At 70.4% G+C, this 25,843-nt stretch carries 28 protein-coding genes; 11 read left to right on the top strand and 17 right to left on the bottom strand.

Going from position 1 to position 25,843, the window contains the following annotated elements; genetic code table 11:
• Positions 1–20 precede the first annotated feature (20 nt).
• A complete protein-coding gene (locus RWS82_RS00765) occupies positions 21–848 on the bottom strand; it encodes a TSUP family transporter (RefSeq protein WP_314645855.1) in 828 nt (275 codons plus the stop codon).
• A gap of 74 nt (positions 849–922) precedes the next feature.
• Between RWS82_RS00765 and RWS82_RS00760 the strand changes: the two genes are divergently transcribed.
• The 5 genes from RWS82_RS00760 (at position 923) to RWS82_RS00740 (ending at position 5,546) form a co-directional block, all read left to right on the top strand.
• On the top strand, positions 923–1,438 hold the full coding sequence (locus tag RWS82_RS00760) for a GNAT family N-acetyltransferase (RefSeq protein ID WP_314645853.1): 516 nt from the start codon (positions 923–925) through the stop codon (positions 1,436–1,438).
• A 154-nt stretch (positions 1,439–1,592) separates the two neighbouring features.
• On the top strand, positions 1,593–2,732 hold the full coding sequence (locus tag RWS82_RS00755) for an ABC transporter substrate-binding protein (protein ID WP_314645850.1): 1,140 nt from the start codon (positions 1,593–1,595) through the stop codon (positions 2,730–2,732).
• Positions 2,711–3,667 (top strand): ABC transporter permease, encoded by a 957-nt coding sequence (locus tag RWS82_RS00750; protein WP_400190048.1) that lies wholly within the window; start codon positions 2,711–2,713, stop codon positions 3,665–3,667. Before RWS82_RS00755 ends, RWS82_RS00750 begins: the two co-directional genes overlap by 22 nt.
• Complete coding sequence (locus RWS82_RS00745; protein WP_314645844.1) at positions 3,664–4,458, top strand: ABC transporter permease subunit; 795 nt, start codon at positions 3,664–3,666, stop codon at positions 4,456–4,458. The genes RWS82_RS00750 and RWS82_RS00745 overlap by 4 nt, the downstream gene beginning before the upstream one ends.
• Positions 4,455–5,546, top strand: coding sequence for an ABC transporter ATP-binding protein (locus tag RWS82_RS00740; RefSeq protein ID WP_314645843.1), 1,092 nt, complete (start codon positions 4,455–4,457; stop codon positions 5,544–5,546). The genes RWS82_RS00745 and RWS82_RS00740 overlap by 4 nt, the downstream gene beginning before the upstream one ends.
• A 70-nt stretch (positions 5,547–5,616) precedes the next feature.
• On the opposite strand, the gene RWS82_RS00735 is transcribed toward RWS82_RS00740, so the two are convergent.
• The 9 genes from RWS82_RS00735 to RWS82_RS00695 form a co-directional block, all read right to left on the bottom strand.
• The gene (locus tag RWS82_RS00735) at positions 5,617–6,372 is read right to left on the bottom strand and encodes an amino acid ABC transporter ATP-binding protein (protein WP_314645840.1); all 756 of its coding nucleotides are present in this window, start codon (positions 6,370–6,372) and stop codon (positions 5,617–5,619) included.
• The gene (locus tag RWS82_RS00730; protein WP_314645837.1) at positions 6,369–7,115 is read right to left on the bottom strand and encodes an amino acid ABC transporter permease; all 747 of its coding nucleotides are present in this window, start codon (positions 7,113–7,115) and stop codon (positions 6,369–6,371) included. Before RWS82_RS00730 ends, RWS82_RS00735 begins: the two co-directional genes overlap by 4 nt.
• A gap of 77 nt (positions 7,116–7,192) precedes the next feature.
• On the bottom strand, positions 7,193–8,008 hold the full coding sequence (locus RWS82_RS00725; protein ID WP_314645835.1) for a transporter substrate-binding domain-containing protein: 816 nt from the start codon (positions 8,006–8,008) through the stop codon (positions 7,193–7,195).
• Between the two features lie 144 nt (positions 8,009–8,152).
• Complete coding sequence (locus RWS82_RS00720; RefSeq protein WP_314645832.1) at positions 8,153–8,455, bottom strand: Dabb family protein; 303 nt, start codon at positions 8,453–8,455, stop codon at positions 8,153–8,155.
• A complete protein-coding gene (locus RWS82_RS00715) occupies positions 8,452–8,715 on the bottom strand; it encodes a glutaredoxin family protein (RefSeq protein WP_314645829.1) in 264 nt (87 codons plus the stop codon). Before RWS82_RS00715 ends, RWS82_RS00720 begins: the two co-directional genes overlap by 4 nt.
• The gene (locus tag RWS82_RS00710; RefSeq protein ID WP_314645826.1) at positions 8,712–9,014 is read right to left on the bottom strand and encodes a rhodanese-like domain-containing protein; all 303 of its coding nucleotides are present in this window, start codon (positions 9,012–9,014) and stop codon (positions 8,712–8,714) included. Before RWS82_RS00710 ends, RWS82_RS00715 begins: the two co-directional genes overlap by 4 nt.
• A gap of 101 nt (positions 9,015–9,115) precedes the next feature.
• The gene (locus RWS82_RS00705; protein WP_003792170.1) at positions 9,116–9,214 is read right to left on the bottom strand and encodes a 30S ribosomal protein bS22; all 99 of its coding nucleotides are present in this window, start codon (positions 9,212–9,214) and stop codon (positions 9,116–9,118) included.
• Positions 9,215–9,350: 136 nt separating this feature from the next.
• A complete protein-coding gene (locus tag RWS82_RS00700; protein WP_046013605.1) occupies positions 9,351–9,542 on the bottom strand; it encodes a helix-turn-helix domain-containing protein in 192 nt (63 codons plus the stop codon).
• Between the two features lie 277 nt (positions 9,543–9,819).
• Positions 9,820–10,236 (bottom strand): metalloregulator ArsR/SmtB family transcription factor, encoded by a 417-nt coding sequence (locus RWS82_RS00695; protein WP_314645823.1) that lies wholly within the window; start codon positions 10,234–10,236, stop codon positions 9,820–9,822.
• Between the two features lie 101 nt (positions 10,237–10,337).
• On the opposite strand from RWS82_RS00695, the gene RWS82_RS00690 reads away from it, so the two are divergent.
• Entirely contained in the window at positions 10,338–11,768 is a 1,431-nt protein-coding gene (locus tag RWS82_RS00690; protein WP_400190046.1) for a TrkH family potassium uptake protein, read from the top strand.
• A complete protein-coding gene (locus RWS82_RS00685; RefSeq protein ID WP_314645820.1) occupies positions 11,761–12,432 on the top strand; it encodes a TrkA family potassium uptake protein in 672 nt (223 codons plus the stop codon). The genes RWS82_RS00690 and RWS82_RS00685 overlap by 8 nt, the downstream gene beginning before the upstream one ends.
• Before the next feature lie 9 nt (positions 12,433–12,441).
• On the opposite strand, the gene proC is transcribed toward RWS82_RS00685, so the two are convergent.
• Positions 12,442–13,281, bottom strand: a complete 840-nt coding sequence (gene proC / locus RWS82_RS00680) for a pyrroline-5-carboxylate reductase (RefSeq protein ID WP_314645818.1) — start codon at positions 13,279–13,281, stop codon at positions 12,442–12,444.
• Positions 13,282–13,340: 59 nt separating this feature from the next.
• Between proC and RWS82_RS00675 the strand changes: the two genes are divergently transcribed.
• Positions 13,341–14,312, top strand: coding sequence for a cation diffusion facilitator family transporter (locus tag RWS82_RS00675; RefSeq protein ID WP_314645816.1), 972 nt, complete (start codon positions 13,341–13,343; stop codon positions 14,310–14,312).
• A gap of 66 nt (positions 14,313–14,378) precedes the next feature.
• On the opposite strand, the gene RWS82_RS00670 is transcribed toward RWS82_RS00675, so the two are convergent.
• A complete protein-coding gene (locus RWS82_RS00670) occupies positions 14,379–14,831 on the bottom strand; it encodes a nucleoside deaminase (protein WP_314645813.1) in 453 nt (150 codons plus the stop codon).
• Between the two features lie 153 nt (positions 14,832–14,984).
• Between RWS82_RS00670 and RWS82_RS00665 the strand changes: the two genes are divergently transcribed.
• Both RWS82_RS00665 and upp read left to right on the top strand, forming a co-directional pair.
• Positions 14,985–15,125 carry a hypothetical protein gene (locus tag RWS82_RS00665; RefSeq protein ID WP_314645811.1) on the top strand — a complete coding sequence of 47 codons (141 nt, stop codon included), beginning with the start codon at positions 14,985–14,987 and terminating at the stop codon, positions 15,123–15,125.
• A 9-nt stretch (positions 15,126–15,134) separates the two neighbouring features.
• Positions 15,135–15,767, top strand: a complete 633-nt coding sequence (gene upp, locus RWS82_RS00660; protein WP_314645809.1) for a uracil phosphoribosyltransferase — start codon at positions 15,135–15,137, stop codon at positions 15,765–15,767.
• Between the two features lie 15 nt (positions 15,768–15,782).
• Here upp and RWS82_RS00655 read toward each other — a convergent pair whose 3' ends face one another.
• The 3 genes from RWS82_RS00655 to nadE form a co-directional block, all read right to left on the bottom strand.
• Positions 15,783–16,553, bottom strand: a complete 771-nt coding sequence (locus tag RWS82_RS00655) for a hypothetical protein (protein ID WP_314645807.1) — start codon at positions 16,551–16,553, stop codon at positions 15,783–15,785.
• 10 nt (positions 16,554–16,563) lie between these two features.
• Complete coding sequence (locus RWS82_RS00650; RefSeq protein WP_314645804.1) at positions 16,564–20,037, bottom strand: TM0106 family RecB-like putative nuclease; 3,474 nt, start codon at positions 20,035–20,037, stop codon at positions 16,564–16,566.
• A 100-nt stretch (positions 20,038–20,137) separates the two neighbouring features.
• Positions 20,138–20,956, bottom strand: coding sequence for an ammonia-dependent NAD(+) synthetase (gene nadE / locus RWS82_RS00645; protein ID WP_314645801.1), 819 nt, complete (start codon positions 20,954–20,956; stop codon positions 20,138–20,140).
• Positions 20,957–21,067: 111 nt separating this feature from the next.
• Between nadE and RWS82_RS00640 the strand changes: the two genes are divergently transcribed.
• Positions 21,068–21,625 carry a nucleoside phosphorylase gene (locus tag RWS82_RS00640; RefSeq protein ID WP_314645798.1) on the top strand — a complete coding sequence of 186 codons (558 nt, stop codon included), beginning with the start codon at positions 21,068–21,070 and terminating at the stop codon, positions 21,623–21,625.
• 54 nt (positions 21,626–21,679) lie between these two features.
• Here the strand turns inward: RWS82_RS00640 and RWS82_RS00635 are convergent, their stop codons facing one another.
• Positions 21,680–24,670: an SMC family ATPase gene (locus RWS82_RS00635; protein WP_314645795.1), complete on the bottom strand. Its 2,991-nt coding sequence runs from the start codon at positions 24,668–24,670 to the stop codon at positions 21,680–21,682.
• Positions 24,671–25,840: an exonuclease SbcCD subunit D gene (locus RWS82_RS00630; protein WP_314645792.1), complete on the bottom strand. Its 1,170-nt coding sequence runs from the start codon at positions 25,838–25,840 to the stop codon at positions 24,671–24,673.
• Between the last annotated feature and the right edge of the window lie 3 nt (positions 25,841–25,843).

The following is a 25,843-nucleotide window of genomic DNA, read 5'->3' as shown; positions in this document are numbered from 1 at the left end:
GGGCCCTCGTGCATCCGGTGTCAGTGCACCAGTCCCAGAGCCGGGGCCAGATTCTCGTTCCACACGTCGACGCCGAGCTTCGCGATGAGCGCCACGACCACGACGAGGAAGACGACGCGGATGAATCGGGTGCCGCGCGAGATCGCCATGCGCGAACCCAGATAGCTCCCCGCCACGTTGGCGATCGCGAGGATGCCGCCGAGCAGCCACAGCACCGACCCGTGCGGGATGAAGAGCAGCAGCGCCCCGGCGTTCGTCGCGAGGTTCACGATCTTCGCCTTGGCGCTCGCCTGCAGGAAGTCGTAGCCGAGCAGGGCGACGAGCGCGATGACGAGGAACGTCCCCGTGCCCGGTCCGATCATGCCGTCGTAGAACCCGATGACGAGCCCCGCGGCGCCGGCCATGACGTGGTGCCGGTGCCCCTGGAAGCGCAGTCGGGTGGCGGCGCCCATCTGCGGACGCAGCGCGGTGAAGAGTGCCACGGCGAGCAGGGCCACGACGATGATCGGCTTGAAGGCGGCGGCGGGCAGCAGCGTCGCCACGGCGGCACCGCCGAACGACCCGGCGAGCGCGATGAGCGCCATGGGGATCGCCGTGCGGATGTCGGGTTTCGCCCGTCGGTAGTAGGTGACGCTGCTGGTGGCGGTGCCGAAGACCGAGGCGAGCTTGTTCGTGGCGAGCGCCTGGATCGGCGCGATGCCGGGGATGAGCAGCAGGGCGGGAAGCTGCAGAAGCCCTCCCCCGCCGACCACGGCGTCGATCCAGCCGGCCGCGAACGCGGCGATGACGACGAGCACGAGCGTCGCCCAGGTGAGCTGCTCGAGCCCGAGCACGGCGCCGATATCCACTCGCCCATGATTCCAGACGCGGGGCCGACGCCCGGCATCCGCTGACCGACGGTTCCCCCTGGCAGACTGGGCGGATGCTCGCCGCCCTGCCCCTGCCGCATCCGTTCGACTCGCGTCTGGGCGGTGCCGTGCTGCGCCGCGCGACCGCGCACGACACGGATGCCGTGATCACGCTGCTCTCCGACGATCCGATCAGCGCCGCCCGCGGCGACGTCGCATCGGACGGCGACCGCGACGCGTATGCGTCGGCGGCGCGGCAGATCCTCGAGGACCCGTCGAACGACCTGCTGGTGGTCGAGCTCGACGGCGACGTCGTCGGCACTCTGCAGCTCACCTCGATCCCCGGGATGGCGCGCCGCGGAGCGCGGCGGCTGCTCGTCGAGGCCGTGCGCGTGCGCAGCACCCTGCGGTCGTCCGGCATCGGCTCGTCGGTCATGCGCTGGGTCGCCGACGAGGCCGCACCGGCGCTCGGCGCCACGATCGTGCAGCTCACCTCCGACGCCGCGCGCACCGATGCGCACCGGTTCTACGAGCGTCTCGGCTACGCGGGGTCGCACCGCGGCTTCAAGCTGACGGTCGCGCCGCGCTGAGCCGCCGGAGCACGTCGATCTCGCGACCCTTGCTCGGACGCGCCACCACTCGGTCACCTGTCGTTCACCGCGCTCGCTCCCTGCGGTCATCCGCGGCCCATATGTTCCTCTCGCAACCCGAACCGGCGCACCGCCGGACACCGAGAGGACACTCATGGCACGCTTCACCCGCCGCGCGCGCATCGGCGCCGGTATCGCACTGGTCACCACCGCCGCCCTGGCGCTCACGGCCTGCTCCGGCGCGGCTGACGCGACCGACGGAGCCGAGGGCTCGACCGACGCCGCCACCGCGACCTCCGTCGAGGACTTCGGCTCGTTCGCCGACCTCGAGGCCGCCGCCCGGGCCGAGGGCCAGCTCAACGTCATCGCCCTTCCCCGCGACTGGGCCAACTACGGCGAGATCCTCGACCTGTTCGCCGAGAAGTACCCCGAGATCACGATCAACGAGGCATCGCCCGACGTGTCGAGCGCCGAGGAGATCCAGGCCGCCGAGACCAACAAGGGCCTCGACACCGCCCCCGACGTGTTCGACCTGGGCCTCACGGTGGCCCTGCAGAACACCGACAGCTTCGCCCCGTACCAGGTGCAGACGTGGGACGAGATCCCCGACGCCCTCAAGGAGCCGACCGGCCTCTTCGTCGGTGACTACGGCGGGTACATGTCGATCGGCTACGACTCGTCGAAGTACGACGCCCCTGCCGATCTCGCCGACCTGCTCTCGGCCGACTACAAGGGCGCCGTGGCGATCAACGGCGACCCGACGCAGGCCGGCGCGGCCTTCGCCGCCGTGGGTCTCGCAACCGTGCAGTCGGAAGGCACGCTCGACGACTTCCAGCCCGGCATCGACTTCTTCTCGGAGCTGCAGAAGGCCGGCAACATGCTCAAGGTCGACGTCACGACGGCGACCGTCGCGAGCGGTGAGACGCCCGTCGTCTTCGACTGGGACTACCTGAACGCCTCACACACGGCCGACAACCCCGACTGGGAGGTCGTCGTGCTCGACGGCACCGGATACGCGGGCTACTACAACCAGGCCATCAACATCGACGCGCCGCACCCCGCGGCGGCGCGCCTGTGGCAGGAGTTCCTCTACAGCGACGAGGTGCAGAACCTGTGGCTCAAGGGCGGCGCCCGGCCTGCGCGCATGGAGGCCATGACCGAGGCCGGCACGATCGATGCCGACCTGGCCGCGGCTCTGCCCGAGGTCCCCGAGGAGACGGTCGTCCCGACCGAGGAGCAGTCCGAGAACGCCGGCACCCTGCTCGGCGAGAAGTGGGCAGCGGCGGTCCAGTGACCACGCTCGTCGACACGGGGGCGGATGCTCCGGCATCCGCCCCCGTCACCCCCGCCGGGTCCGCGCCCACCGCGCGGGCCCGGCGGTCCGCGCCGTCGTGGGCCGGGCTGGGACTGGTGCCCTTCGCGGCGTACGTCGTGCTGTTCCTCGCGGTGCCGACGTTCCTCGCGATCGGCTCGGGCTTCTTCACCCAGGACGGCTCGTTCACCTGGACGAACGTGGCAGCACTCGGCGATCCCGTCGTGCTGAACACCTTCGCGAACTCCGCCTGGCTGTCGCTGCTGACGGCCATCGTCGGCGCGGTCGTCGGCGCCCTCGTCTGCTACGCCCTGCTCGGGTTGAGCCCCGACGGCGTCGTGCGGCAGACGGTGGATGCCGCGGCCGGGGTGCTCGCCCAATTCGGCGGCGTCATGCTCGCGTTCGCCTTCATCGCGATGATCGGTATCCAGGGCGTGCTCACCGCGCTCCTGCGCGACACGTTCGGCGTGAACATCTACGAGAACGGCACCTGGCTGTACGAGCTCGCCGGTCTCGTGCTGCCCTACATCTACTTCCAGATCCCGCTCATGGTCATCACCTTCATGCCCGCCCTCGCCGCGCTCAAGCCGCAGTGGGCCGAGGCGAACCTCACGCTCGGCGGCACCCGCGGGAGCTTCTGGCTGCGCATCGGCCTGCCCGTGCTCGCCCCGTCGTTCCTCGCGAGCCTGCTCTTGCTGTTCGCCAACGCGTTCTCGTCGTATGCGACGGCCGCAGCGCTCGCCAGCCAGGGCTCCCAGATCGTGCCGCTGCAGATCCGTGCCGCGCTGACGAGCGAGACCGTGCTGGGCCGCGAGAATCTCGCCGGTGCACTCGCCCTCGGCATGATCGTCGTCGTCGGCATCGTGATGGCGCTGTACTCGCTCATCCAGCGCCGGGCCGCGAGGTGGCAGTCGTGAATCGTCTCGCTCCGTCTCGCGCCACCCGATGGGTCATCGGCATCGTCGTCGGTCTGTTCTTCGCCCTGCCGCTCGTCTCGACGTTCCTCTACACGTTGCGCGACCTCGACGGCGGTCCGTCGTTCGACCACTGGGTGGCGCTGTTCGATCCCGCCGCATCGGCCGCGATCAAGCCGATCTGGACGGGCCTCGGCAACTCCCTCGTCCTCGCCGCGGTCACCGTCGCGATCGTGCTGCTGCTGCTGGCACCGACGATGATCCTGGTGAACCTGCGCTTCCCGCGGCTGCGGCCCGCGTTCGAGTTCGCGGTGCTGCTGCCCATCTCCATCCCGGCGATCGTGCTCGTCGTCGGTCTCGCGCCCATCTACCTGCAGATCGGTCGCAGCATCGGCACGGGCACCTGGACCCTCGCGTTCGCCTATGGCATTACGGTGCTGCCGTTCGCCTACCGCTCGATCCAGGCCTCCATCGACGCCGCCGACCTGCGCACGCTCTCCGAGGCCGCGCGGTCCCTCGGGGCGAGCTGGCCGACGGTCGTGCTGCAGGTGCTCGCACCCAACCTGCGACAGGGCCTGCTCGCCGCGTCGCTGATCTCCATCGCCGTCGTGCTGGGCGAGTTCACGATCGCCTCGCTGCTCAACAAGCAGGTGTTCCAGACCGCGATGGTCGTCGTCCAGAAGCAGGACCCGTACGCGCCGGCGATCTTCACCCTGCTCGCCCTCGCGTTCGTCTTCCTCCTGCTCCTCCTCATCGGCCGCGCCGCCCGCGGCACCCGAAAGGCCCGCTCATGACCATCGACCACGCCCTCCCCCGAACGAAGGACAACGTGCTGCTCGCCGAGGCGGGCGACGGCACGCGGGTGCAGCTGCAGCGCATCGTGAAGAGCTACAGCGGAACACGGGTGCTGCACGGCGTCGACCTCGACATCGCGCCGGGCGAGTTCGTCTCGCTCCTCGGGCCCTCCGGATGCGGCAAGACCACACTGCTGCGGGTGCTCGCCGGTCTCGAGGGCGCCGACGAGGGCGCCGTGCTGCTCGGCGGTCACGACGTCTCCCGCGTGCCGACGAACAAGCGCGACATCGGCATGGTCTTCCAGTCGTACTCGCTGTTCCCGCACCTGCGCGTCGCCGACAACACCGCGTTCGGGCTCCGGCGGCGGGGCGTGGCCGCGCGGGAGGCCGCGAAGCGCGCGACCGACGCCCTCGCGCTCGTGGGTCTGGCCGACTTCGCCGACCGCTTCCCGCATCAGCTCTCCGGCGGCCAGCAGCAGCGCGTGGCCCTTGCCCGCGCGCTCGTCACCGAGCCGAAGGTGCTGCTCCTCGACGAGCCGCTGTCGGCACTCGATGCCAAGGTGCGCGTGCAGCTGCGCGACGAGATCCGCCGCCTGCAGCTGCGGCTGGGCATCACGACGGTGTTCGTCACGCACGATCAGGAGGAGGCCCTCGCCGTCTCCGACCGGATCGCCGTCATGAACGCGGGGCGCATCGAGCAGATCGGCTCGCCCGAGCAGCTGTACACGTCTCCGTCGACGGCCGGGGTGGCCGCGTTCGTGGGTCTGTCGAGCGTGGTGCCCGGTGTGGCCGACGGCGACCACGTCGTCGTGTGGGGCCAACGGCTGCCGCTGCAGACGCCCGCGGACGGCCCGGTCGACGTCTACCTGCGCCCCGAGAACGTGCGCTTCGCCTCGGAGGCGGATGCCGCGACCGACGCTCTGGTCGAGGAGAGCACGTTCCTCGGCAGCATGCGCCGCACGCTCGTGCGCACGGAGTCGGGCGACCTCGTGCGTGTGCAGCACGCCCCCGGCATCCACCCGGCCTTCGGCGACCGCGTGCGCATCGCGATCGCGCCCGAACCCGTCGCGGTGCATCCGCGCGGCTGACCTCCGCCTCTCCCACGGCACAGACGTGGCCCCCGGAGTACTCTCCGAGGGCCACTGTCGTGCGCGGTGATCAAAGCACGCGCGAGAGGAAGTCCTTCGTGCGCTGGTGCTGCGGGTTGCCGAGCACCTCGCGCGGGTCGCCCTCCTCGACGATGTAGCCGCCGTCCATGAAGATCAGGCGCGAGCCGACCTCGCGGGCGAAGCCCATCTCGTGCGTCACGACCAGCATCGTCATGCCCTCATCGGCCAGCGAGCGCATGACCTGCAGCACCTCGCCGACCAGCTCGGGGTCGAGGGCCGATGTGGGCTCGTCGAACAGCATCATGTCGGGGTTCATGCACAGCGCCCGCGCGATCGCGACGCGCTGCTGCTGACCACCCGAGAGATGGCCGGGGTAGGCGGTCGCCTTCTCGGCGAGTCCCACCCGCCCGAGCATCTCGTGCGCGATGCGCTCGGCCTCGGCCTTGCTGCGCTTCTTCACCCGCTGCTGCGCGACCGTGAGGTTGCCCAGCACGCTGAGGTGCGGGAACAGGTTAAAGCTCTGGAACACCATGCCGATGCGGGTGCGCACCCGGTCGATGTCGGTCTCAGGATCGGTGATGTCGATCCCCTCGATCCGCACCGTGCCGCCGGTCGGCTCCTCGAGCAGGTTCACCGAGCGCAGCAGCGTCGACTTCCCCGACCCGGAGGGGCCGATGATGCACACGACCTCGCCCTTGGTGACGGTGAGGTCGATGCCCTTGAGCACCTCGTTCTCACCGAAGGTCTTGACCAGTCCCTGCACATCGATTGCAGGGGCATGGACGTCGATCAGTTCCGTGATCATCGCTCCCTCGCCATCCGTCGCTCCAGCCACGCCGTGTACCGCGTCAACGGGATCGTCACCACCAGGTAGAGCAGCGCACCCACGATGAGCGGGGTCGCGTTCGCGTTGGCCGTGTTCGCGTCACGCACGAACGTCGTGAGCTCCTTCGACCAGATGAAGCTTCCCGCCACGAACACGAGCGACGTGTCCTTGAGCAGCAGCACCAGCTCGTTCGTCATCGGCGGGATGATGATGCGGAACCCCTGCGGGAGGATGATCCAGAACATCGTCTTCAGGGGAGACATGCCGAGCGAGCGCGCCGCCTCGGTCTGCCCCTTCGGCACCGCCTGCACGCCGGAGCGGATGACCTCGGCGATGTACGCCGAGGCCACCAGCATCAGGCCGAGGAGTCCGGCGCCGACGGGGCCGCCGGGCACCTTCCACCCGAAGACGATCGGCACGATGAACGCCACCGAGAAGATCGTCAGCAGGGCGGGCAGTCCGCGGAACAGTTCGATCCACGCCGTCGCCACCCACCGGAACAGGCCGATGCTGGACAGCTTCATCATCGCGAAGAGGATGCCCAGCAGCAGACCGCCGGTGAAGGCGATGATCGTGAACAGGATGGTGTTGCGCAGCCCGACCGTGATGACGTCGGGGAACAGCCGCGCCGCGACCTCCAGGTTGAAGAACTGCGGAATGGCCTTCTGCCAGTTGATCGACAGGGCGATGCCGATGATCACCGCGAAGAAGATCACGTACATCGCCAGGCGATACAGCCTGGACTTCGTCGTCCGTTTCAACGCCATCGTGAAGGACCTCCGACCTCTCTACTCGCCGGTCACTCGGCCGAGAAGTAGGAGTCGTAGATCTTCTGGTACTCGCCGCTGTCGCGCAGCTCCTTGAGCGCGTCGTCGACCGCCGTGCGCAGCGCGTCCTTCTCGCCCTTGGCGAAGGCGAAGCCGTACGACTCGTCGGTCTCGTAGGTCTCGACGATCTTGTACGCGCTGTCGGCCTTCTCGTGCTCGAGGTTCACGGGCTGGTCCTGCAGGATCGCGTCGATCTGACCCGCCTGCATGGCCGGCCACAGCTCGCCGTCGGAGGGGTACTGCACCAGCTCGGCGCCGGTCGCGTTCTCGGACGCGTAGGACTCGCCCGTGGTGCCCTGCTGCACGCCGACGTTCTTGCCGTCGAGGTCGTCGATCGACTCGATGCCGGAGTCGGTGCGGACGAGCAGCGACTGCAGCGAGTCGTAGTACGGCTCGGAGAAGTCGATGTTGGCCTTGCGCTCGTCGGTGATGGTCATCGCCGAGGCGCCGAGGTCGCACGTGCCGGCGACGAGCGTGGTGCCCGACTGGAGGGCGTCGAAGCCCACGTCCTGCACGGCGAGCTTGAGGTCGAGCTTCTTGGCGATCGCGTCGAGCAGGTCGATGTCGAAGCCGGAGTAGCCGCTGTCGGTGCTGGGGTCTTCGACCTCGAAGGGCGGGTAGGGCACGTCGGAGCAGGCCGTGAGCGTTCCGGCCGTGACCAGGCCGTAGTCGTCGCCCTCACCCGAACCGCCGGATCCGGCGTCGTCGGTGCCGCCGGCGCAGCCTGCGAGTGCGAGGGTGGCGGCGGCCGCGAGTGCGAGGCCGGCGAAGGTAGTGCGACGGTGCATAGCTGCTCCTGTGAGTCGATGGCAGGGTAGGACCCGCGCGGCGGGCCGATAGGTCATCATCTTGGCATGGCGCCGAAGAGATGCTCCCCCCAGAGTGCCCGATCGCCGATTACGGTTTTGTTTCGTTGCGTGACGGCGGTGTCGTCAGAGTTCGAAGTCGACGGCCACCCGGTCGGCGGCGACCGAGCGGATGTAGCCGGCGGCCTCGAGGTGAGCCGGATGCTTCTGGTACCCGTCGAGCGCCTCGATCGACGCGAAGTCCGCGACGAGGGCGACGTCCCAATTGGAGCCGGGCAGCACGGTGTTCGCGCCGGCGGTGATCGCGAGCATCCCCGGGACCTGACCGTCGAGGGCGACGAGACGCCGGGCGACCTCGGCCGCCTGCGCATCGCGCTCCTGCGCGTCGTCGGCGGCGAGCCGCCAGCTCACGATGTGACGGATGGTCATCGCAGGGCCTCCTCGAGGGCCGTGCGCAGCCGGTCGGGCGAGACCCGCCAGTGCGCGTGGAATTCACCGTCGATCAGCACGACGGGGATCTTCTCCCACCACAGTTCGTAGAGGGCGGGGTCGTCGGCGATCGACGCCTCGACGATCTGCAGGCGCTCGGCCGCGGCATCCGGAAGCTCGGCCACCACGGCGTCGACCACCTCGGAGGCGACATCGCACAGGTGGCAGTCGGGCTTGCCGATGAGCGTCAGCGTCGTCACGCCGATGGCACCTCGACCGCGCGCCCCTGGGCGATCCACTCGCCCGTGCCGCCCTCGACGTTGGTGGCGTCGTACCCGCGGGCCTCGAGCGCCTCGACGACGCGCGCCGACCGGCCGCCGGCCTGGCAGATCACGTCGAACGACTCGGCGGGCAGCTCGTCGAGCCGGTTGCCGATCTCGGACATCGGGATGTTCTGCGCGCCGGGAACGTGTCCTGCGGCGAACTCGTCCTTCTCGCGCACGTCGATGAGCGGCGTTCCCGTGCGCTCGGCGAGTTCGGTGACGGTGATCGACTTCATGTCGTCTTCCTTCGAGCTGATGATCTCGGGCCGCAGAGACACAAAGCGCCCCCGGTCGACATGCTCCGCAGAGCCGTCGGGGGCGCTCGTGTCTGGGCCGCTTACTTCTTGTTGCGGCGCTGGTGGCGAGTCTTGCGAAGCAGCTTGCGGTGCTTCTTCTTCGCCATGCGCTTGCGGCGCTTCTTGATGACAGAACCCACGGAAACCTCACTAAGTCAGGGGCTGGGCGTCGCGGATATCGGACGCCCGGGTACGGGCACGGAAAAAAATGCCTCGGAGCAGTCTAGCAAACCGTCGGACCCCGCCGTCACATCGACGGGCCGGACCGGCTGGCGGTCAGCCGACGTCGGCGATCGGACGCTGGAGTGCGTCGGCCACGGCCGACTCGGGCACGCGGTAGCTGCGACCGAAGCGGATCGCCGGCAGCTCGCCGGCATGCACGAGGCGGTAGACGGTCATCTTCGACACGCGCATGAGTTCGGCCACCTCGGCCACCGTCAGGAATCTGACGTCAGGAACTTCGGGCATCCCACGTACCCCTTTCTCGAATGAGCACACTCTATGGGGTGGCCGTGACGCGTGTAAACCCATGTGGCTGCTGTGATCCGGCACTCCGGCGACCACGCCGGGTCACAGCGCGGTCATAGGGATCGTCCCTCGTTCGTCCAGGCTGCGGTGCCACGCTGTGGGAACGGATCCGATCCCGCACCGAACGGATCCACGCGGGCGTGGGGCCCGCGGCTCTCGCCCCTGACGACGCCCCCCGGTCGTCAGGGGCGAAGTGCGTTCCGGACGCGACGAACGGTCAGGCGCCGAGGCGCTTGAGGGCGGTGGCGACGACGTGCTTCGCGGATGCGGCGGCCCGCCCCACCACCTCTGCGGCGTGCGCTGCACTCTCGGGGATCGGCGCCCCCGGGTACTCGATGTCGGGAGCATCGTCGCCGAACGCATCGACCAGGAACGGCACGAGCCAGTCGTCGACCTCGCTGAGCGGCTCGACCGCGAGGCTGTAGAACCGTCGCTGGCCGTCTTCGCGCACACGCACGAGCTCGGCATCGCGCAGCACCTTGAGGTGCTTCGACACGGTCGGCTGGCTGATGCCGAGCTCGGCCACGATCTGACTGACGCTCGTGCCGGACTCCCCTTCGTTCGTGCGGCCGAGGAGGAGCTGGAGAATGTCGCGCCTCGTCCCGTCGGCGATCACGTCGAAGATGTCGGTCATGTGTTCAGGGTAGTGGTCCCCGCCACGGAGTACCATGACGAGGGCTCGGCCGGAGGCGCCGAGCGCGCCGGCATCGGCGTCGGTGAACGGAAGGGGACGCGTTGTCCGGCATCGTCTCGGCATCGTCGCCGCGCCAGCGCCTCCGCAACGTCGCCTCGCAGGGCCGCCACCTCCTCACCTCGTCGCCGTCGCGCCTCGCGATCGTGGTGTTCGCCGCGCTCATCCTCGTCTTCACGGCGCTCCTCTCGCTGCCCATCGCCTCCGCCGATCGCACCGTCACGCCGCTGAGCGACGCGCTGTTCACCGCCGTCTCCACGATCTGCGTCACCGGCCTCGCCACGGTCGACATGGCCAACCACTGGTCGCCGTTCGGGCACGTGCTCATCTTCATCGGGGTGAACATCGGCGGCCTCGGCGTGCTGACCCTCGCCTCCCTGATGGGCATGGTGATCTCGAAGCGGCTCGGGCTGCGGGCCAAGCTCCTCGCCGCCGGCGACACCAATCCGATGCGCGCGCACGGGGGCGTCGTCAACGAGAGCCAGACCGTGCGACTCGGCGAGGTCGGGCAGCTCCTGCGCACCGTCGCCCTGTCGGCGCTCATCATCGAGGGCGCCCTCGCGGTGCTCCTCTACCCCTTCCTCGTGATGGCGAAGGTCGATCCGATCGCCGCTCTCTGGGAAGCCCCGTACTTCGCCGCGATGGCGTTCACGAACACCGGCTTCGCCCCGAACGACGGCGGCGTCGCCGTGTTCGCCGACGACTACGCCGTGCTCACGCTGCTCATGGCCGGTGTCTTCCTCGGCAGCATCGGCTTCCCGGTGATCTACTCCCTCGCTAAGCACGTCTGGCACGTCAAGAAGTGGTCGCTGCACACCAAGCTCACCCTCGTGACGACCGTGCTGCTCTTCATCGTGGGCGCGGCGGTCTTCCTCGTGCTCGAGTACGAGAACCCGCGCACGTTCGGATCGATGGATGCCGTCGACACCACCTTCCAGGCGTTCTTCCTGTCGGCCATGACGCGCTCCGGCGGATTCAACGTGATCGACATGGCCGACCTGAACGGCTCGTCGCTCGTCGCTGCGAGCATGCTGATGTTCGTCGGCGGCGGCTCGGCGTCGACCGCCGGCGGCATCAAGGTCACCACGCTCGCGGTGCTCGCGATCGCGGTGTGGTCGGAGGCGAAGGGGCGCCAGTCGGTCGAGGTGTTCGGTCGGCGCATCCCGAGCGACGTTCAGCGGGTCGCCCTCAGCGTCGTCGCGTGGGGCGCCACGATCGTCGCCCTGTCGACCATCGTGATCGCCCAGATCACCAAGGCCGACATCAGCCATGTGCTGTTCGACGTGATCTCGGCCTTCGCCACCGTCGGCCTCTCGACAGGACTCACCGCCGAGCTCCCCGACGCCGGATCGTACGTGCTCGCCGTCACGATCTTCATGGGGCGCATTGGTACAGTGACACTCGCCGCGGCAGTCGCCGCGACGTCGCGATCGCAGTATTACTCGCTGCCCGTGGAAAGGCCGATCGTTGGTTGAAGTCCTCCGGGGCGACGCTCCCGTCCTCGTCATCGGTCTCGGCCGGTTCGGCGCCGCCTGCGCGGGCGAGCTCGACCGCCTCGACCGCGAGGTGCTGGCGATCGACGGCAACCTCGAACTCGTGCAGAAGTGGTCGGACCGTGTGACGCACACGGTGCAGGCCGACGCGAAGAACATCGAGGCACTGCGCCAGATCGGAGCGCAGGACTTCCAGGTCGCCGTGGTCGCGGTCGGTTCGTCGATCGAGGCATCCGTTCTCATCACCGCCAACCTCGTCGACCTCAAAGTGCCGCAGATCTGGGCGAAAGCCGTCTCGCAGTCGCACGGCAAGATCCTGGCCCGCGTCGGCGCCAACCACGTGATCTACCCCGAGCGCGAAGCCGGTGAGCGGGTGGCGCACCTCGTCAGCGGACGCATGCTCGACTTCATCCGCTTCGACGACGACTTCGTGCTGGCGAAGATGTACCCGCCGAAGTTCATCCGCGGCATCGGACTCAACGAGTCGGGCGTGCGGTCGAAGTACAAGGTCACCGTCGTGGGCGTGAAGAGCCCGGGCAAGCCGTTCCGCTACGCGGAGGCCAACACGGTCGTGACGAACCACGACCTCATCATCGTCTCGGGCACCAACAGCGACATCGAGCGCTTCGCGGCCCTCGACCGCTGATCCGCGAGGTCACGCCCCGGCGGCCAGCTCCTTCGCGCGGGCGAGCGCCGCAGCCGAGGCATCCGCGAACAGGCGCTCGAGGTGGGCGTCCTGCAGAACGGCGATGGCCCGTTCCGTCGTGCCCTTCGGACTCGTGACGCGCCGCCGCATCTCGGCGGGGGTCTCGCCGGATGCGTCGAGCAGCGCCGCCGCGCCGATGAAGGTCTGCTCGGCCATGAGTCGCGCGTCGGCCTCGCTGAACCCGAGGCCGATGCCCACCTTCGTCCACTCCTCGATGAGCAGGAAGACGTAGGCGGGGCCCGACCCCGAGATGGTCGAGAGGGCGTCGATCTGCGACTCCGGCACCTCGATCACCGCACCCACGGTCTCGAAGAGTCGGCGGACGAGCGCCACGTCGTCGGCCGTGGCCGCGGCGCCCGCCGCCAACCCCGTGACGGCCTTGCCGACCGTGGCGGGGGTGTTCGGCATGGAGCGGACGACGTGCGCCGCCTCGCCCAACGCGTCGGCGAAGGTCTGCAGGGTGACGCCGGCGGCGAGACTCACCACGATCGCGTCGGCAGCGAGATGCGGGGCGATCTCGCGGAGCAGGTCGGGCACCATGGCCGGCTTCACGCCGACCAGCACGATGCGTGCGGATGCCACGGCGTCGCGGTTTCCGTGCGGATGCTCCTCGAGCGCGACACTCGTGACGTCGCGGAGGTCGGCGAGGTCGGCGGCGCTCACCCGTGAGCGGTTCGTGGCGACGATGCCGCCCTCGACGGCCACCCCCGAGGCGACGACCCCGCGGAGGATCGCACCCCCCATCGAGCCGGCACCGAGGAACGCGAGCGAGGGGAGGGAGTCAGCCATGTCGCCATCCTACGGCGGCGCACCTGCGCTCCTCGGAGAGGGCGTCCTAGACTCGACGCATGAGTGCATCCGGCGGCGGCAAGGCGATCATCGCAGCGTTCCTGGCGAACATGGGCATCGCCCTCGCGAAGCTCATCGCCTGGCTCCTCTCGGGGTCGGCCTCGATGCTCGCCGAGGCCGTCCACTCCGTCGCCGACTCCGGCAACCAGCTCCTCCTGCTGCTCGGCGGGCGCAAGGCGCGCCGCGAGGCCGACCGCTCGCACCCGTTCGGGTACGGCAGGGAGCGATACGTGTCGGCGTTCGTCGTGTCGATCATCCTCTTCTCGCTCGGCGGTCTGTTCGCCATCTACGAGGGCATCGACAAGCTCCGCAACCCGCACGAACTCGACCCCGCCTGGTGGTGGCTGCCGATCGTCGTGCTCGTCGTGGCGATCTCGCTCGAGAGCTTCTCGTTGCGCACCGCCGTGAAAGAGAGCAACCGGGTGCGCGAGAAGGGGCAGTCGTGGGTGTCGTTCGTGCGTCGGTCGAAGGCGCCGGAGCTCCCGGTCGTGCTGCTCGAAGACACGGGCGCTCTCGCCGGTCTCTCGTTCGCCCTGCTCGGCGTGGGACTCACCGTCATCACCGGCAACTCGGTCTTCGACGCGATCGGCACCCTGATGATCGGCGTGCTGCTCGTGCTCATCGCAATCGTGCTGGGCATCGAGACGAAGAGCCTGCTCGTGGGCGAGGGCGCCACGACCGCCGACCTCGACCGCATCGTCGACGCGATCACCAGTGGTCCCGAGGTCGAGAAGCTCATCCACATCAAGACCCTCTACCTCGGGCCGGACGAGCTGCTGGTCGCGGCGAAGATCGCGCTCACCGCCGACAAGACGGTGCGTGAGGCCGCCGACGACATCGACGAGATCGAGGCGCGCATCCGCGAGGTCGTCCCCGCCGCCCGAGTGATCTACATCGAGCCCGACGTGTACCGCCCGTCGCTCGACCCCGAGCCGCCGACCGACGTCTTCGTGCTCAAGTCGTCGGACTGAGCGCAGCGCTCCGCGGCCCTCTCCGCGGCGTGTTCCGCGCTGTGCCGGGTTCAGCGCCGTGCGGTGTCAGCGCCGTGCGGTGAAGAAAGCGCGCAGCAGCTCGGCGGAGGCATCCGCCTGCACTCCCCCGACGACCTCGGCGCGGTACGGCAGGCGGCGGTCGCGCAGCACGTCGTACATCGACCCGGCGGCGCCGGCCTTGTCGTCCCACGCGCCGAACACCACGCGGGAGATGCGCGCCTGCAGGATCGCGCCGGCGCACATCAGGCACGGCTCGAGCGTGACGACGAGGGTGTGCCCCTCGAGATTCCACGACCCGGCGGATGCCGCGGCCTGCCGGAGCGCGCGCACCTCGGCATGGCCGGTCGGATCGTGCGTCGTCTCGCGGTCGTTGCGACCCTCGCCGACGATCCGCCCCTCCCGGTCGAGCACGACGGCCCCGACCGGGATCTCGTCGGCCGCTGCGGCCTCGGCGGCGAGATCGAGGGCGCGGCCCATCGCGGAGCTGTCGACGGTCATGCGACGAGCCTATGACAGCGGCCGCGACGGTCCGCCGGGTTCTGCTGCACGCGGGGTCCCCCGAGCGGCGGATGCAGTCCTCCCGGGCGGCGACGCCCCAGGTCCACCCGCCGGGGGATCCGCCGACCGACGGCGGTGCGTAGCGTGAATCGCATGGAAGCTCCGCTCGTCATCGCCCTCACCCTCATCGGCCCCCTCGTCGCGGTGGTGACCAGCGTGATCGCCGCCCGGTACGCCCTTCGCAAGAAGGCGGCGGCGGCGTCGGATGTCGTGCGCGAGGGCGGGGCGCATTAGCCTGTATCCATGCGTGTTCACGTCGCCGACCACCCCCTCGTCACCCACAAGCTCTCGGTGCTGCGCGACGCGCGCACCCCGTCGCCCGTCTTCCGCCAGCTGACCGAAGAGCTGGTGACCCTGCTGGCGTACGAAGCGACCCGCAACGTGAAGGTCACGCCGATCGAGATCACCACACCGGTGACCACGACCATGGGCGTGAAGATCTCGGAGCCGCGGCCGATCGTCGTACCGATCCTGCGTGCCGGTCTCGGGATGCTCGAGGGCCTGGTGAAGCTGCTCCCGACCGCCGAGGTCGGCTTCCTCGGGATGGTCCGCGATGAGGAGACCTTCGAACCCACGACCTACGCCGAGCGCCTGCCCGACGACCTGAGCGACCGCCAGTGCTTCGCCATCGACCCGATGCTCGCCACCGGCGGCTCTCTCGCCGCGGCGATCCAGTTCCTCTTCGACCGCGGGGCGAAGGATGTCACGGCCATCTGCCTGCTCGGCACTCCGGAGGGCGTGGCCGCGATCGAGGGTCTCGTCGGCGACCGTGACGTCACGCTCGTGCTCGGAGCGCTCGACGAGCGCCTGAACGAGAAGGGCTACATCGTGCCCGGTCTCGGCGACGCGGGTGACCGGCTCTACGGCACGGTCTGATCGCGTCGACGCTCGCTACACCGCGAGTCGGTAAGCGCGCTCTTCTCCGACCTGTCGGAAGCCGGCCCGCGCCAGGATGGGAGCGGACGTCGAGACACGGCCTTTGACCAGGGCCGTGGTCGCGCCCTGTTCCATGCCGATCCGCAGGCGTTCGGCCAGCACGGCGCGATAGGCGCCGCGGCCGCGCGCAGCGGCGACGGTGGAGCCGCCCCAGAGACGCACGAAACCGCCGACGACGGTGCATCCGCCGACCGCCACGGGAGCTTCATCGAGGCGTGCGAGCACCTGGATTCCTGCGCCCGACTCGAGAGCCGCGACGACGTCGTCGAGCTCGTCGCGTGCGCCCTGTTCGTCGAGCGGCGTCTGGCCCCAGACCGGCACGTTGACGGCGTCGACGTCGCGCACCTGCGCGAGGGTGCGCACCACCTCGACCGCGAGATCGCTCGGGGCCTCGAGCGCCACGCTGTCGGCGGGGGCCGCGAGGACCGACACGGTGTCGACGAGAGCGGCCCCGCGGCGCCGCAGCTCCGGTTCGACGTCGGGCTCGTCCGACGGATTGGTCCAGAACGTGAGGCCGGTCGCCGCCCACTCCCGACTCCGGGCGAGGGCGTAGTCGACGACCTCCCCTGCATCGAGCCGCGATCGCACCCGTGAGGCGCGCACTCCCCCGCCGAGCCGGGCGGGATAGAGGGTGAGGCGCAGATGGGTGTCGTCGTGCCTGCTCTCCCGCGGGGTCCACGACCACTCCGCGGCCGCGCCGAGGATCTCGTCGAGGGAATGCGTCATCTCGATCTCCTCAGTCTGCGGCGCCGACCAGGCGGGCGAACGCACTCAGGCGCGCGACGCCTTCGGGGGTGCGGGGCAGGTCGTCGAGCAGCGCCGGGGAGTGGATGAGATAGGCGACGCACTGCGCCCGGGAGATCGCCACGTTGAGCCGGTTCTGCAGCAGCAGGAACTCGGGCCCGCGCGGGGCGTCCCTTCCGCTCGACGCCGCGAGCGAGGTGATCGAGACCACCGCTTCCTTGCCTTGGAAGTTGTCGACCGTGCCCACCGGCACGTCGTGGAACCCGGCCGCCGCGAGAGCGTCATGCACGAGCTGGCGCTGTGCGTTGTAGGGCGCCACCACGATGATGTCGGAGGGGCGGAGCGCCCGCACCGTGCCGGCCTCGTCGTTGTCGGTGAACGTCCGGCCCACGAGGTCTCGCACCAGCCGCACGACTTCCTCGGCTTCCTCCGGCGACTGAGTCGCGTTGCCGCGGTGCCGGAGCGGGATCACGTGCAGCCCCGGCTCGACACCGTCGATGGATCGTCTCTCGGTGCCCGGTGCCGAGGCCAGGCGACCGGCATACGCGAGTCGAGAGACCGGCGCGGCGACCGCGGGGTGCATGCGCCACGAGCGAGCGAGGAAGTAGCCGTACTCGGGCCGGACCACCGCATCGCCGTCCATCACCCAGCCCAACGCCGACGTGTCGACCGGCTCGGGATGCGCCCCCTGGCTGACCTGGGGAAGCTGCTGCGGATCGCCGAGGAGCAGCAGCCGCTTCGCGCCCGCGGCCACCGCGATCGTCGAGGCCAACGAGAATTGTCCTGCTTCGTCGATCACGAGGAGGTCGAGACCCTGACGGTCGACGCGGGCGGTGTTGCTGAAGTCCCACGCCGTTCCGCCGACCACGACGCCCTCGTTCGCGTGCTCGGCGAGATACGCGGCCATGCCGTTCTTCGGGATCGTGGTGAAGGCGTGATCGCCGTCGGGGTCTTTCGGCGCCTTCGCGACCTGCGACGGCGCGAGCCCGTCGCCGACGACGCGCTCCAACAGCGTCTCGATGATCGCGTGCGACTGCGCGACGACACCGATCGAGAAGCCGTGCTCGCCGGCCAGCCGCGCGATCACCTGCGAGCCCGTGTACGTCTTGCCGGTGCCGGGGGGCCCTTGGACGGCGAGGTAGCTGCGGTCGAGATCGAGGACGCCCCGGACGATCGCGTCGACGGTGTCGTCGCCCGCCGGAGGGAGCGAGGCCCCGGAGAGCGTGCGAGGCGGTACCCGACGGAGGATGTCGGTCGCCGGGTCTGCGGGGAACTCCGGAGCCGCCGCGTGCACGGCATCCGCCCACTCGTCGATCGCCCCCTGGAGGGAGACCACGCGGGGAGGGGCGGCGGGAGTGAGGGCGAGCGGCAACGCGTCCCACGTCTGGCCCTGGATCGCCGACTCGGTGACGAGGTATCCGTCGTCGAGCACCTCCGTGATCGTGACGGTGTGCGGCGCGTGCACGGCTCGCGACGTGGGCGCATCGACGTCGAACGGCGCCGGGGCCTCGTACAGGGCGAACGGCTGAGCGCCGGCGCCGAAGGTCGTTCCCGGCGACACCTCCCCGCGGACCTCGATGTCGCGCGACATCACCCGGCGCCCCTCGCCGATGCTCCAGTCGCGACGCACCTGCGACGCCCCGGCATCCACGCGCACGACGTCGCGGGTGCCCTCCCACATCGTCACCGGCTCGCGGAGGCGCTGGAAGTGCGAGACCCAGAAGCTCTTCGCCTCGCGCGGGAAGTAGTCGATCGCGGCCGCCGCGATGCGCTGCACCTGGCCGTCGGCGCCGACGGCTGACGCCTCGTCGGCATCGGAGAGCAGAGCGACCGAACGGGGCGAGGGCTCGTAGACGACCAGATCGGCCTCGTCGGGCGGGGCCGGGGCGACGCCCTCGCGTCGAGCGATGTCGATGAGCCAGTTGCGCAGGCGGCGCGTCGAGACGCAGTCGTAGCGGTTGTAGTCGGCGAGGTCGGCGAGCACGGCATCCGCCTCGTCGCCCGCCCCGGCCGCCGCCAACTCGCGGGCGGCCACGTACTGGACGATCGAGTCGTCGCCCTTCTGCACCTCGCTCGTGCGCACGTCATCACCCATGTAGAGCGGCTCGAGCTTCTTGATCGAGTACGAGCGCGAGCCGACGCGGACCGTGCGCAGCACCAGCGGGTAGAGGTCGACGAACACGCCCTCTCGCAGCAGCCGGTCGACCTCGGCCTCGCGCACGCCGTGCCGCGCGGCCATGGCCACGAGGTGCGACGTCTCGTACGGCGCGTAGTGGTAGATGTGCATGCCCGGATGCGCCGCCCGTCGCACCGCGACGAAGTCGAGGAAGGTCTCGAAGGCCCGGCGCTCCTCGGCGAACGTGTGGGCCCAGAGCGCCGAGTACTGATCGGCGTTGTCGACCCAGCCGAACAGGTAGTCGATGCCCCAGTGGGACTCTCCGACCGGTGCCGCCTCGGTGTAGAGCGGGTCGCCCTCGAAGTCGAAGAAGATATCGCCGTGGCTGGGCACCGGCAGCGTGTGGATCGCGGGGGCGTAGTGCACCTCGAACGTCGTCGCCCCCTCGACCTCGGCCCGCACCTGCAGCGCGGCCTGTGCGCGCAGGTTCGCGAAGGTGTCGCCGTTCATGCCCTGCGGCGGCTCGGTCGCCTCGGCGAGCTCGTCGATCGTGCGGATGCCCGCGGCGCGAAGCCGAGCGCGCTGCACCGGCCGCATGCGGGCGACCATCAGCAGATCGCGGTGCGCGGTCACCTGCTCCTCGCAGGTGGCGCAGCGACCGCACGCGACGACCTGCAGATCGCCGCGGTCGTCTCCCCACGCGAGCGGGGCGCCTGCGGCTCCCTCGGCGATGCTCCGATCGGCGATGAGAGCGCGCAGGCGCGCGCGGCGCACCTGGAACAGCGGAAGGAGGTCGTCGACGGCATGCGTGCTGAGGGTGCCGTCGCCGAGGATGAGGTCGACCTCGTCGGAGCGCGGCACGCCGAGTCGATCGAGCTGGTCGACGTATGCTGCCAGCTGCATGAGTGCGGTCACCCGCGCCTTGCGGGCGAGCTTCGAGTCCTGCACGCGCCAGCGACCGTCGACGTCTCGGCGCAGGAAGTCCGCGAATCCGACGAACTCGTCGGTCGCGAACGCCGCCTGGAAGACGACCTCCGCATCGGACCGCAATGCCTCGATGCTCTCGGCCACGGCGCGATCCAGCGCCTCCGGATCGCGCGACGAGACTTGCGCGACCTGATGCACTGCACCCTCACCCCACTCGTCGACGTAGCGGGCGAGCACGGCGCGCTCGTGCACGTCGCCGAGCAACGCGGCCCGGGCCAGCGTCGCGTCTTCGGGCTCCTCCACCGCCGGAACGCGTCCGAGCTTGGCATCGATCGCGCGCGACCACGCGAACTCGCACTCGGCAGCGGCCTTTAGGTCGCTGGCGCTCCAGATGACGCGTTGCGCCTGGGTGTCGATCCGCACGATGCTCCATTCCGTCGTGCTTCGACCCTAGCCGCGGCATCCGACATGGACGCCGCGGCCAGCTCACCCGCGTCTCAGCGCCGAACGCCGGCGTCGCGCGTCAGCGCCACCAGCTGTCGTCGGGCCCGACCGGCAGGTGCCTCTTGTGCCGGGTGGCCACGTACCGCTCCTCGATCCGCCTCGCCGCGTCCGCGTCGATCTCGCGTCCCTCGAGGAAGTCGTCGATCTGCTCGTAGGTCAGCCCGAGCTCGTCCTCGTCTGCACGACCCGGCTGCCCGTCGAGCAGGTCGGCCGTCGGCACCTTGAAGGTCAGGCGGTCGGGAGCGTCGAGCGACTGCAGCAGCGCGCGACCCTGGCGCTTGGTGAGCCCCGACAGAGGCAGAACATCGGCGGCGCCGTCGCCGAACTTCGTGTAGAACCCGGTCACCGCCTCCGCCGCGTGGTCGGTGCCGATCACGAGCGCGCTCTCATGGCCGGCCAGCGCGTACTGGGTCACCATGCGCAGCCGAGCCTTGATGTTGCCCCGGTTGAAGTCGCTGATGTCGCTGGTGACGGCGAACTCGATGTCCTCCTCGACGCCGTCGACGCCGTTCTGGATGTTCACCTCGACCGACGCGTCGGGAGCGATGAAGGCCAGCGCCGCCTCGGCATCCTCCGCGTCGTGCTGCACGCGGTACGGCAGGCGCACCGCGAGGAAGCGGGCTTCGCCACCCTCTGCACGCACGCGCTCGACGGCCAGTTGCGCCAGCCTGCCGGCGAGCGTCGAGTCCTGGCCGCCGGAGATGCCGAGGACGAACCCCTTCGCTCCGGTGCTGCGCAGGTAGTCGGCCAGGAACTGCACGCGGCGCTCCACCTCGGCCTGCGGGTCGATGTCGGCGCGGACGCCGAGGGCTTCAGAGATCTGCTTCTGCAGGGACACGGTTCCTCCACTCGTCTGGACCCCAGTATGGTCTCCCGCTGTTACGGCGTCATGACGGTTGACACGCGGCCCCGGTTCGCTCGTGTCCGTGACGCCTGGCAGGATGGCGGGGTGAAGCTCCTCGTCGCCGCCATGGCATCCGAACTGCAGGCCTTCCCCGAGGACCTCCCCGGATTCGACCGACTCGTCACCGGCGAGGGCAAGATGCAGGCGACGTACGCCCTCACCCGGGCGTTGAGTGCGGGCGACTACGACGAGGTCGTCGTCGTCGGGACCGCGGGCGGTATCGACCCGGGGCTCGCGGCCGACGTGCACGAGATCGGCAGCGCGCTGCAGCACGACGTCTTCGACCTCGACGGAGTGCCGGGGCAGCATGTCTCCCTGCCCGCGCGGGTGTCGACGGGCCGCGAGGGCGTGCTGATCGCGACGGGCGACAGCTTCGTCGGCGATGCGGGCATCACCGCGGTCATCCGCCCGTCGGGCGCGGGTCTCGTCGACATGGAGACCTATGCGTACATCTGGGTCGCCCAGCAGTTCGGGGTGCCGATCCGCGCATTCCGGGCGATCTCGGACCGCGCCGAGGACGGCGCGCTGGTCGACTTCCGCGAGGCGATCGCCCGATGCAGCGCGCAGCTGCGCGAGGTCGTCCGCCGCGAGTACGGCGTCTGAGCGTCGCCCTCGTGCTGTCTCCCGCGCGGCACCGGTGTGCCCGCCCCGCGAGCCTCAGCGGGTCTCGATGACGCTCGGGCCCTCGCTCGTCGCTCGCACCCGCAGCTGAGCGGGGATCTGGTCCTGCATCGCCTCGACGTGGCTGATGACGCCGACGGTGCGCCCGCCCTGCCGCAGCTCGTCGAGCGTGCGCATCGCGACGTCGAGGGTGTCTCCATCGAGCGATCCGAACCCCTCGTCGATGAAGAGGGTGTCGAGGCGGATGCCACCGGCGCGCGCCGTGACCACTTCGGCCAGTCCGAGAGCGAGCGCCAGGGAGCTGAGGAACGTCTCCCCGCCGGAGAGCGACTGCGCCGGTCGGGTCTGACCGGTGAATGCGTCGTGCACCACGATGCCGAGCCCGGAGGCGGCCCCGCGCGCTGCGAGCGCGTCGGAGTGCCGGAGCTGGTACCGCCCCGTCGACATGTCGTGCAGTCGGCGGTTCGCGGCCTCCACGATCTCTTCGAGCTCCGCGGCGAGCACGAAGGTCTCGAGCGTCATCTTGCGGGTGTTCGCGCCTCGGCCCGCGATGGCGTCGGCCAGCCCCTGGATGACCTCGTGCTCGGCTGCCTCATCGGCGCTCTTCGCGTGCTCGGCGGCCGCCGATGCGAGGAGCGCGGCCAGACGTTCGACGACCATCTGCGCCCGCCCCGCGAGGTCGACGGCCGTCACCCAGGCCGACCGTGCCTCGGCCGCCGCCGCTTCGGCGGGAGCCGGATCGATCGGCTCGTCGGGGAGCGCCCGCATCTCGAGCGGGAGGAGGATGCCCTTCTCGGTCTCGAGCTGCACAGCGAAGCGTCGGATGCGCTCCTCCCACGCCTCCCGCTCACGAGCGGGGCGGAGGGCCGTGCGCGCATCGTCGACCGAGGCGAGCGGCGACTCGGCGAGCGCGGCGTGCTGCGCCGCCACTGCCTCGTCGAGGGCGGTACGTCGTGACGCAAGAGCCTCTCTCGCGGCAGCCAGCGCACTCGCGGCGCTGATACCGACCGACGCGGCGGCGATGCGCTGCCGCACCGTCTCGGCGTCACCGCGCGACGCCTCGATCAGCGCCGCGGCGTCGCGCTCGCTCTGTTCGAGGGCCGCGAGGGCGGCCCTGGCCTCCCCCGCCTCCTGTTCGGCGCGGGCATGCTCGCCGTCGAGGGCGGACGACCGGGAGGTGAGCTGCGTGATCTCGGCGTCGAGCTCGTCTCGAGACGACGTGGCGGTGAGAGCGTCGCGTCGTTCCGCCTCGAGCGCGTCGAGTTCGTCGAGAGCGGTCTCGGCCGTGCGCCCCTCGGCCGCGGTCTCGGCCGCGGCGATGCGCACACGCACGTCGGACAGGCGCTCCGATGCAGAGCGTTCGAGCTGTGCGGCGGCGTCGCGCACGGCTTCGGCCCGAGTGATGTCGTCGGCCGACACCGGATCGACGTGCGCCGCCGGCGCCGGATGCTCGGTGGCCCCGCACACCGGACACGGCGCGTCGTCTGCCAGCGTCGACGCGAGCTCTCCGGCATAGCCGTCGAGCCGACGGCGACGCAGCGTCGCGAGGTCGGTCTGCGCGATGGCCACGGCCGCGCTGGCCTCGGCGAGGGCTCGTTCGGCGGCCGCGGACTCGTCTCGCAGTCGTTCGAGCAGCTGCACGGCCTCCCCGCGCACGATGGCCCGGTCGCGGCGTGCCGTCAGGTCGTCGAGACGGTCCGCCCGTCGACCCGCGTCGTCGCGTGCCGTGCGCACGCGCGCCAGCGCATCGGGCAGCTCGCCGCGCTCACGGCCGAGGTCGTCCAGCCGTGCGATCGCCGTGGCCAGGGCCTCCCGCGCCCCTGCGATCCCGGCGACGCGTGACGCCTGCTGCTCCTCGAGTCGCGCCGCATGCTCCCACTCGCCGCTCGCGCGCGTGCGCGCCGACGCCCACCCGCGCAGGGCATCGACCGTTTCTCCGGCGTCGTCGATCTGCAGGAGGTTCCAGGCCTCGGCCGCGGCGCTCTCGACGCGCTCGGCATCGTCGACATCGCGCCGAGCGCGGTCGACGAGGTCGATCACCCCGCGCAGCGTCTCGGCGGCGCGAGCGCGATCGAGGTCGGCGCGCAGGCGCTCGATCTGCGGTGCCTCGTCGTCGAGCGCCGCCAGCGCTGCGCGCGAGCGGTCGCGTTCGATCTGCGCGGCCCGCTGCTCCCGCACCTCCGAGAGTTGCGCCTCCGCAGCGGCCATGGCCCGCTCGGCGTCGTCGCGTTCCGCGAGACGTCGCTCGGCGCGATATGCCGCGCGTGCCTCCGCCCGTCGTAGCGCGTCGATCCTCCCCGCCGTGTCGAGACCCGAGAGGGCGGCGGCGGGGTCGTCGTCCGGCGGACCCAGACCCTCCGCCTCGACCAGCGCCTCGCCCTCGTCGAGGCGTGCCGCGAGCTGGGCCAGCCGCTGACCGAGCAGCTGCTCCGACGCCCGTCGGCGTTCTTCGAAGCGCCCCTGCACGTCTTCGAAGCGCTCGGTGCCGAAGAGTCGCCGCAGCAACGCCTGCCGTTCTTTGCTGCCCGCGAGCAGGAACTCGGAGAAGCGGTTCTGTGCGAGCAGGATCACCTGGAGGAACTGTTCGCGGGTGAGCTGGAGGATCTCCTCGAGCGCGTGCGCGACGTCGACCGCCCGGGCGGCGCGACCGATCCATCCGGCGTCCGTCTTCTCGTCGAGCGCGGCGGCCGCAGCCTGCTTGGTGAGTCCGGACCCTCGCTTCGCGGGCCTCAGGTATTCGGGGGAACGGGTGACCCGGTAGTGGCCCGCCGGAGTGCTGAACTCGACGACGACCTGTGAGAGGTCGTCGGGTGCGCAGTAGTCGCTGCGCAGTCGCTTCTCGCCCCCGTCGTATCGGGGCACGCCGCCGTAGAGGCCGAAGCAGACCGCATCCAGGATGCTCGACTTGCCCGCCCCGGTGCGACCCGCGATGAGGAAGATGCCGTCGTCGACGAAGTCGTCGAATTCGACCACCTGGCGCGATCGGAACGGGCCGAATCCCTCGACCTCCAGTCGGTGCAGGCGCATCTAGACGAGCGCCTCCTCGCGCACGCGGTCATCGAGCACGTCGCGAATCAGCTGCTGCTCGCGTTCGTTCGGCCCCATCCCCGCCCGAACGTGCGCGAGGAACGACGCGATGCGTTCGTCGTCGCTCTGCGCGGTGCGCAGCCGGGCGGCGTACGATCGCTCTCCCTCGTCGGCGACCTCGAGGGGAGCGTGCTGCACCATCGCGCAGTACGGGAATCGCTCGCGCAGTCGTCGCATCGGCTCGGTCTGCGGCAGTGTGTCGGTGTAGACGGCGCAGACCCAGGACTCGGCGTGCGCCCGCGCGTTGTCGTCGCTGAGGATCTCGTCGAGGGTGCCGGTGAGCGTGACCAGCCGGCGGGGCACCGGCAGGTCGAGCCATCGGACATCGGCGAGGCCGTCGGCGTCGAGGTCGACCAGCCACGACCCTCGCGGCTTGTGCTGCTCACCGAAGCTGTAGTGCAGCGGCGCCCCTGCGTAGCGCACGCGTTCGCTCAGCTGGTTACGACCGTGGATGTGCCCGAGCGCCACGTAGTCGGGTCCGTCGAAGACATCGAGCGGCACGACGTCGAGACCCCCCTGGCGCACCTCGCGTTCGAGTCCGAGCGTGGGGTCGACGCCGGCGGCGAAGCAGTGCGCCACGGCGATCGAACGTCCCTCGTGCTCGGCCATGCCACGACGGACGAGGTCCATCGCGTGCGCCATGGTCTGCGCCTGCGTGCGCAGGGGGCGCCCTGCCGCATCGCCCTCGGGCCAGTGCTGGCGCACGATCGCCGGCTCGAGGTAGGGGACGCCGAAGAAGTGCACGGGCCCGTGCGCATCGCTCAGCGTGACGGGGGTGGCGATGGCCGTCGGGTCGGTGAGCACGTGGATGCCGTCGCGGAGCAGGCGGGCCTGGAACCCGAGCCGCGCCGCGGAGTCGTGGTTGCCGCTCGTGACGACGACCGCCGCGCCCGTCGCATGCAGGTCGACGAGCGCATCGCCGAGCAGCGTGTAGGCGGCGGCAGACGGGGTGGCGGAGTCGAACACGTCGCCCGCGACGACGACCGCGTCGACATCGTTCTCCCGCACCTGCGCGGTGAGCGCACGCAGGACCTCGGCGAGGGCATCGAGCGTCGCATTCCCATGGAAGGTGCGCCCGATGTGCCAGTCGGAGGTGTGCAGGATTCGCATGCC

The organism is uncultured Microbacterium sp. (assembly GCF_963528945.1).
Lineage (GTDB): Bacteria > Actinomycetota > Actinomycetes > Actinomycetales > Microbacteriaceae > Microbacterium.
Note: the sequence above shows the minus strand (reverse complement) of the source record. Positions and strands in the feature narration are given on the sequence as shown.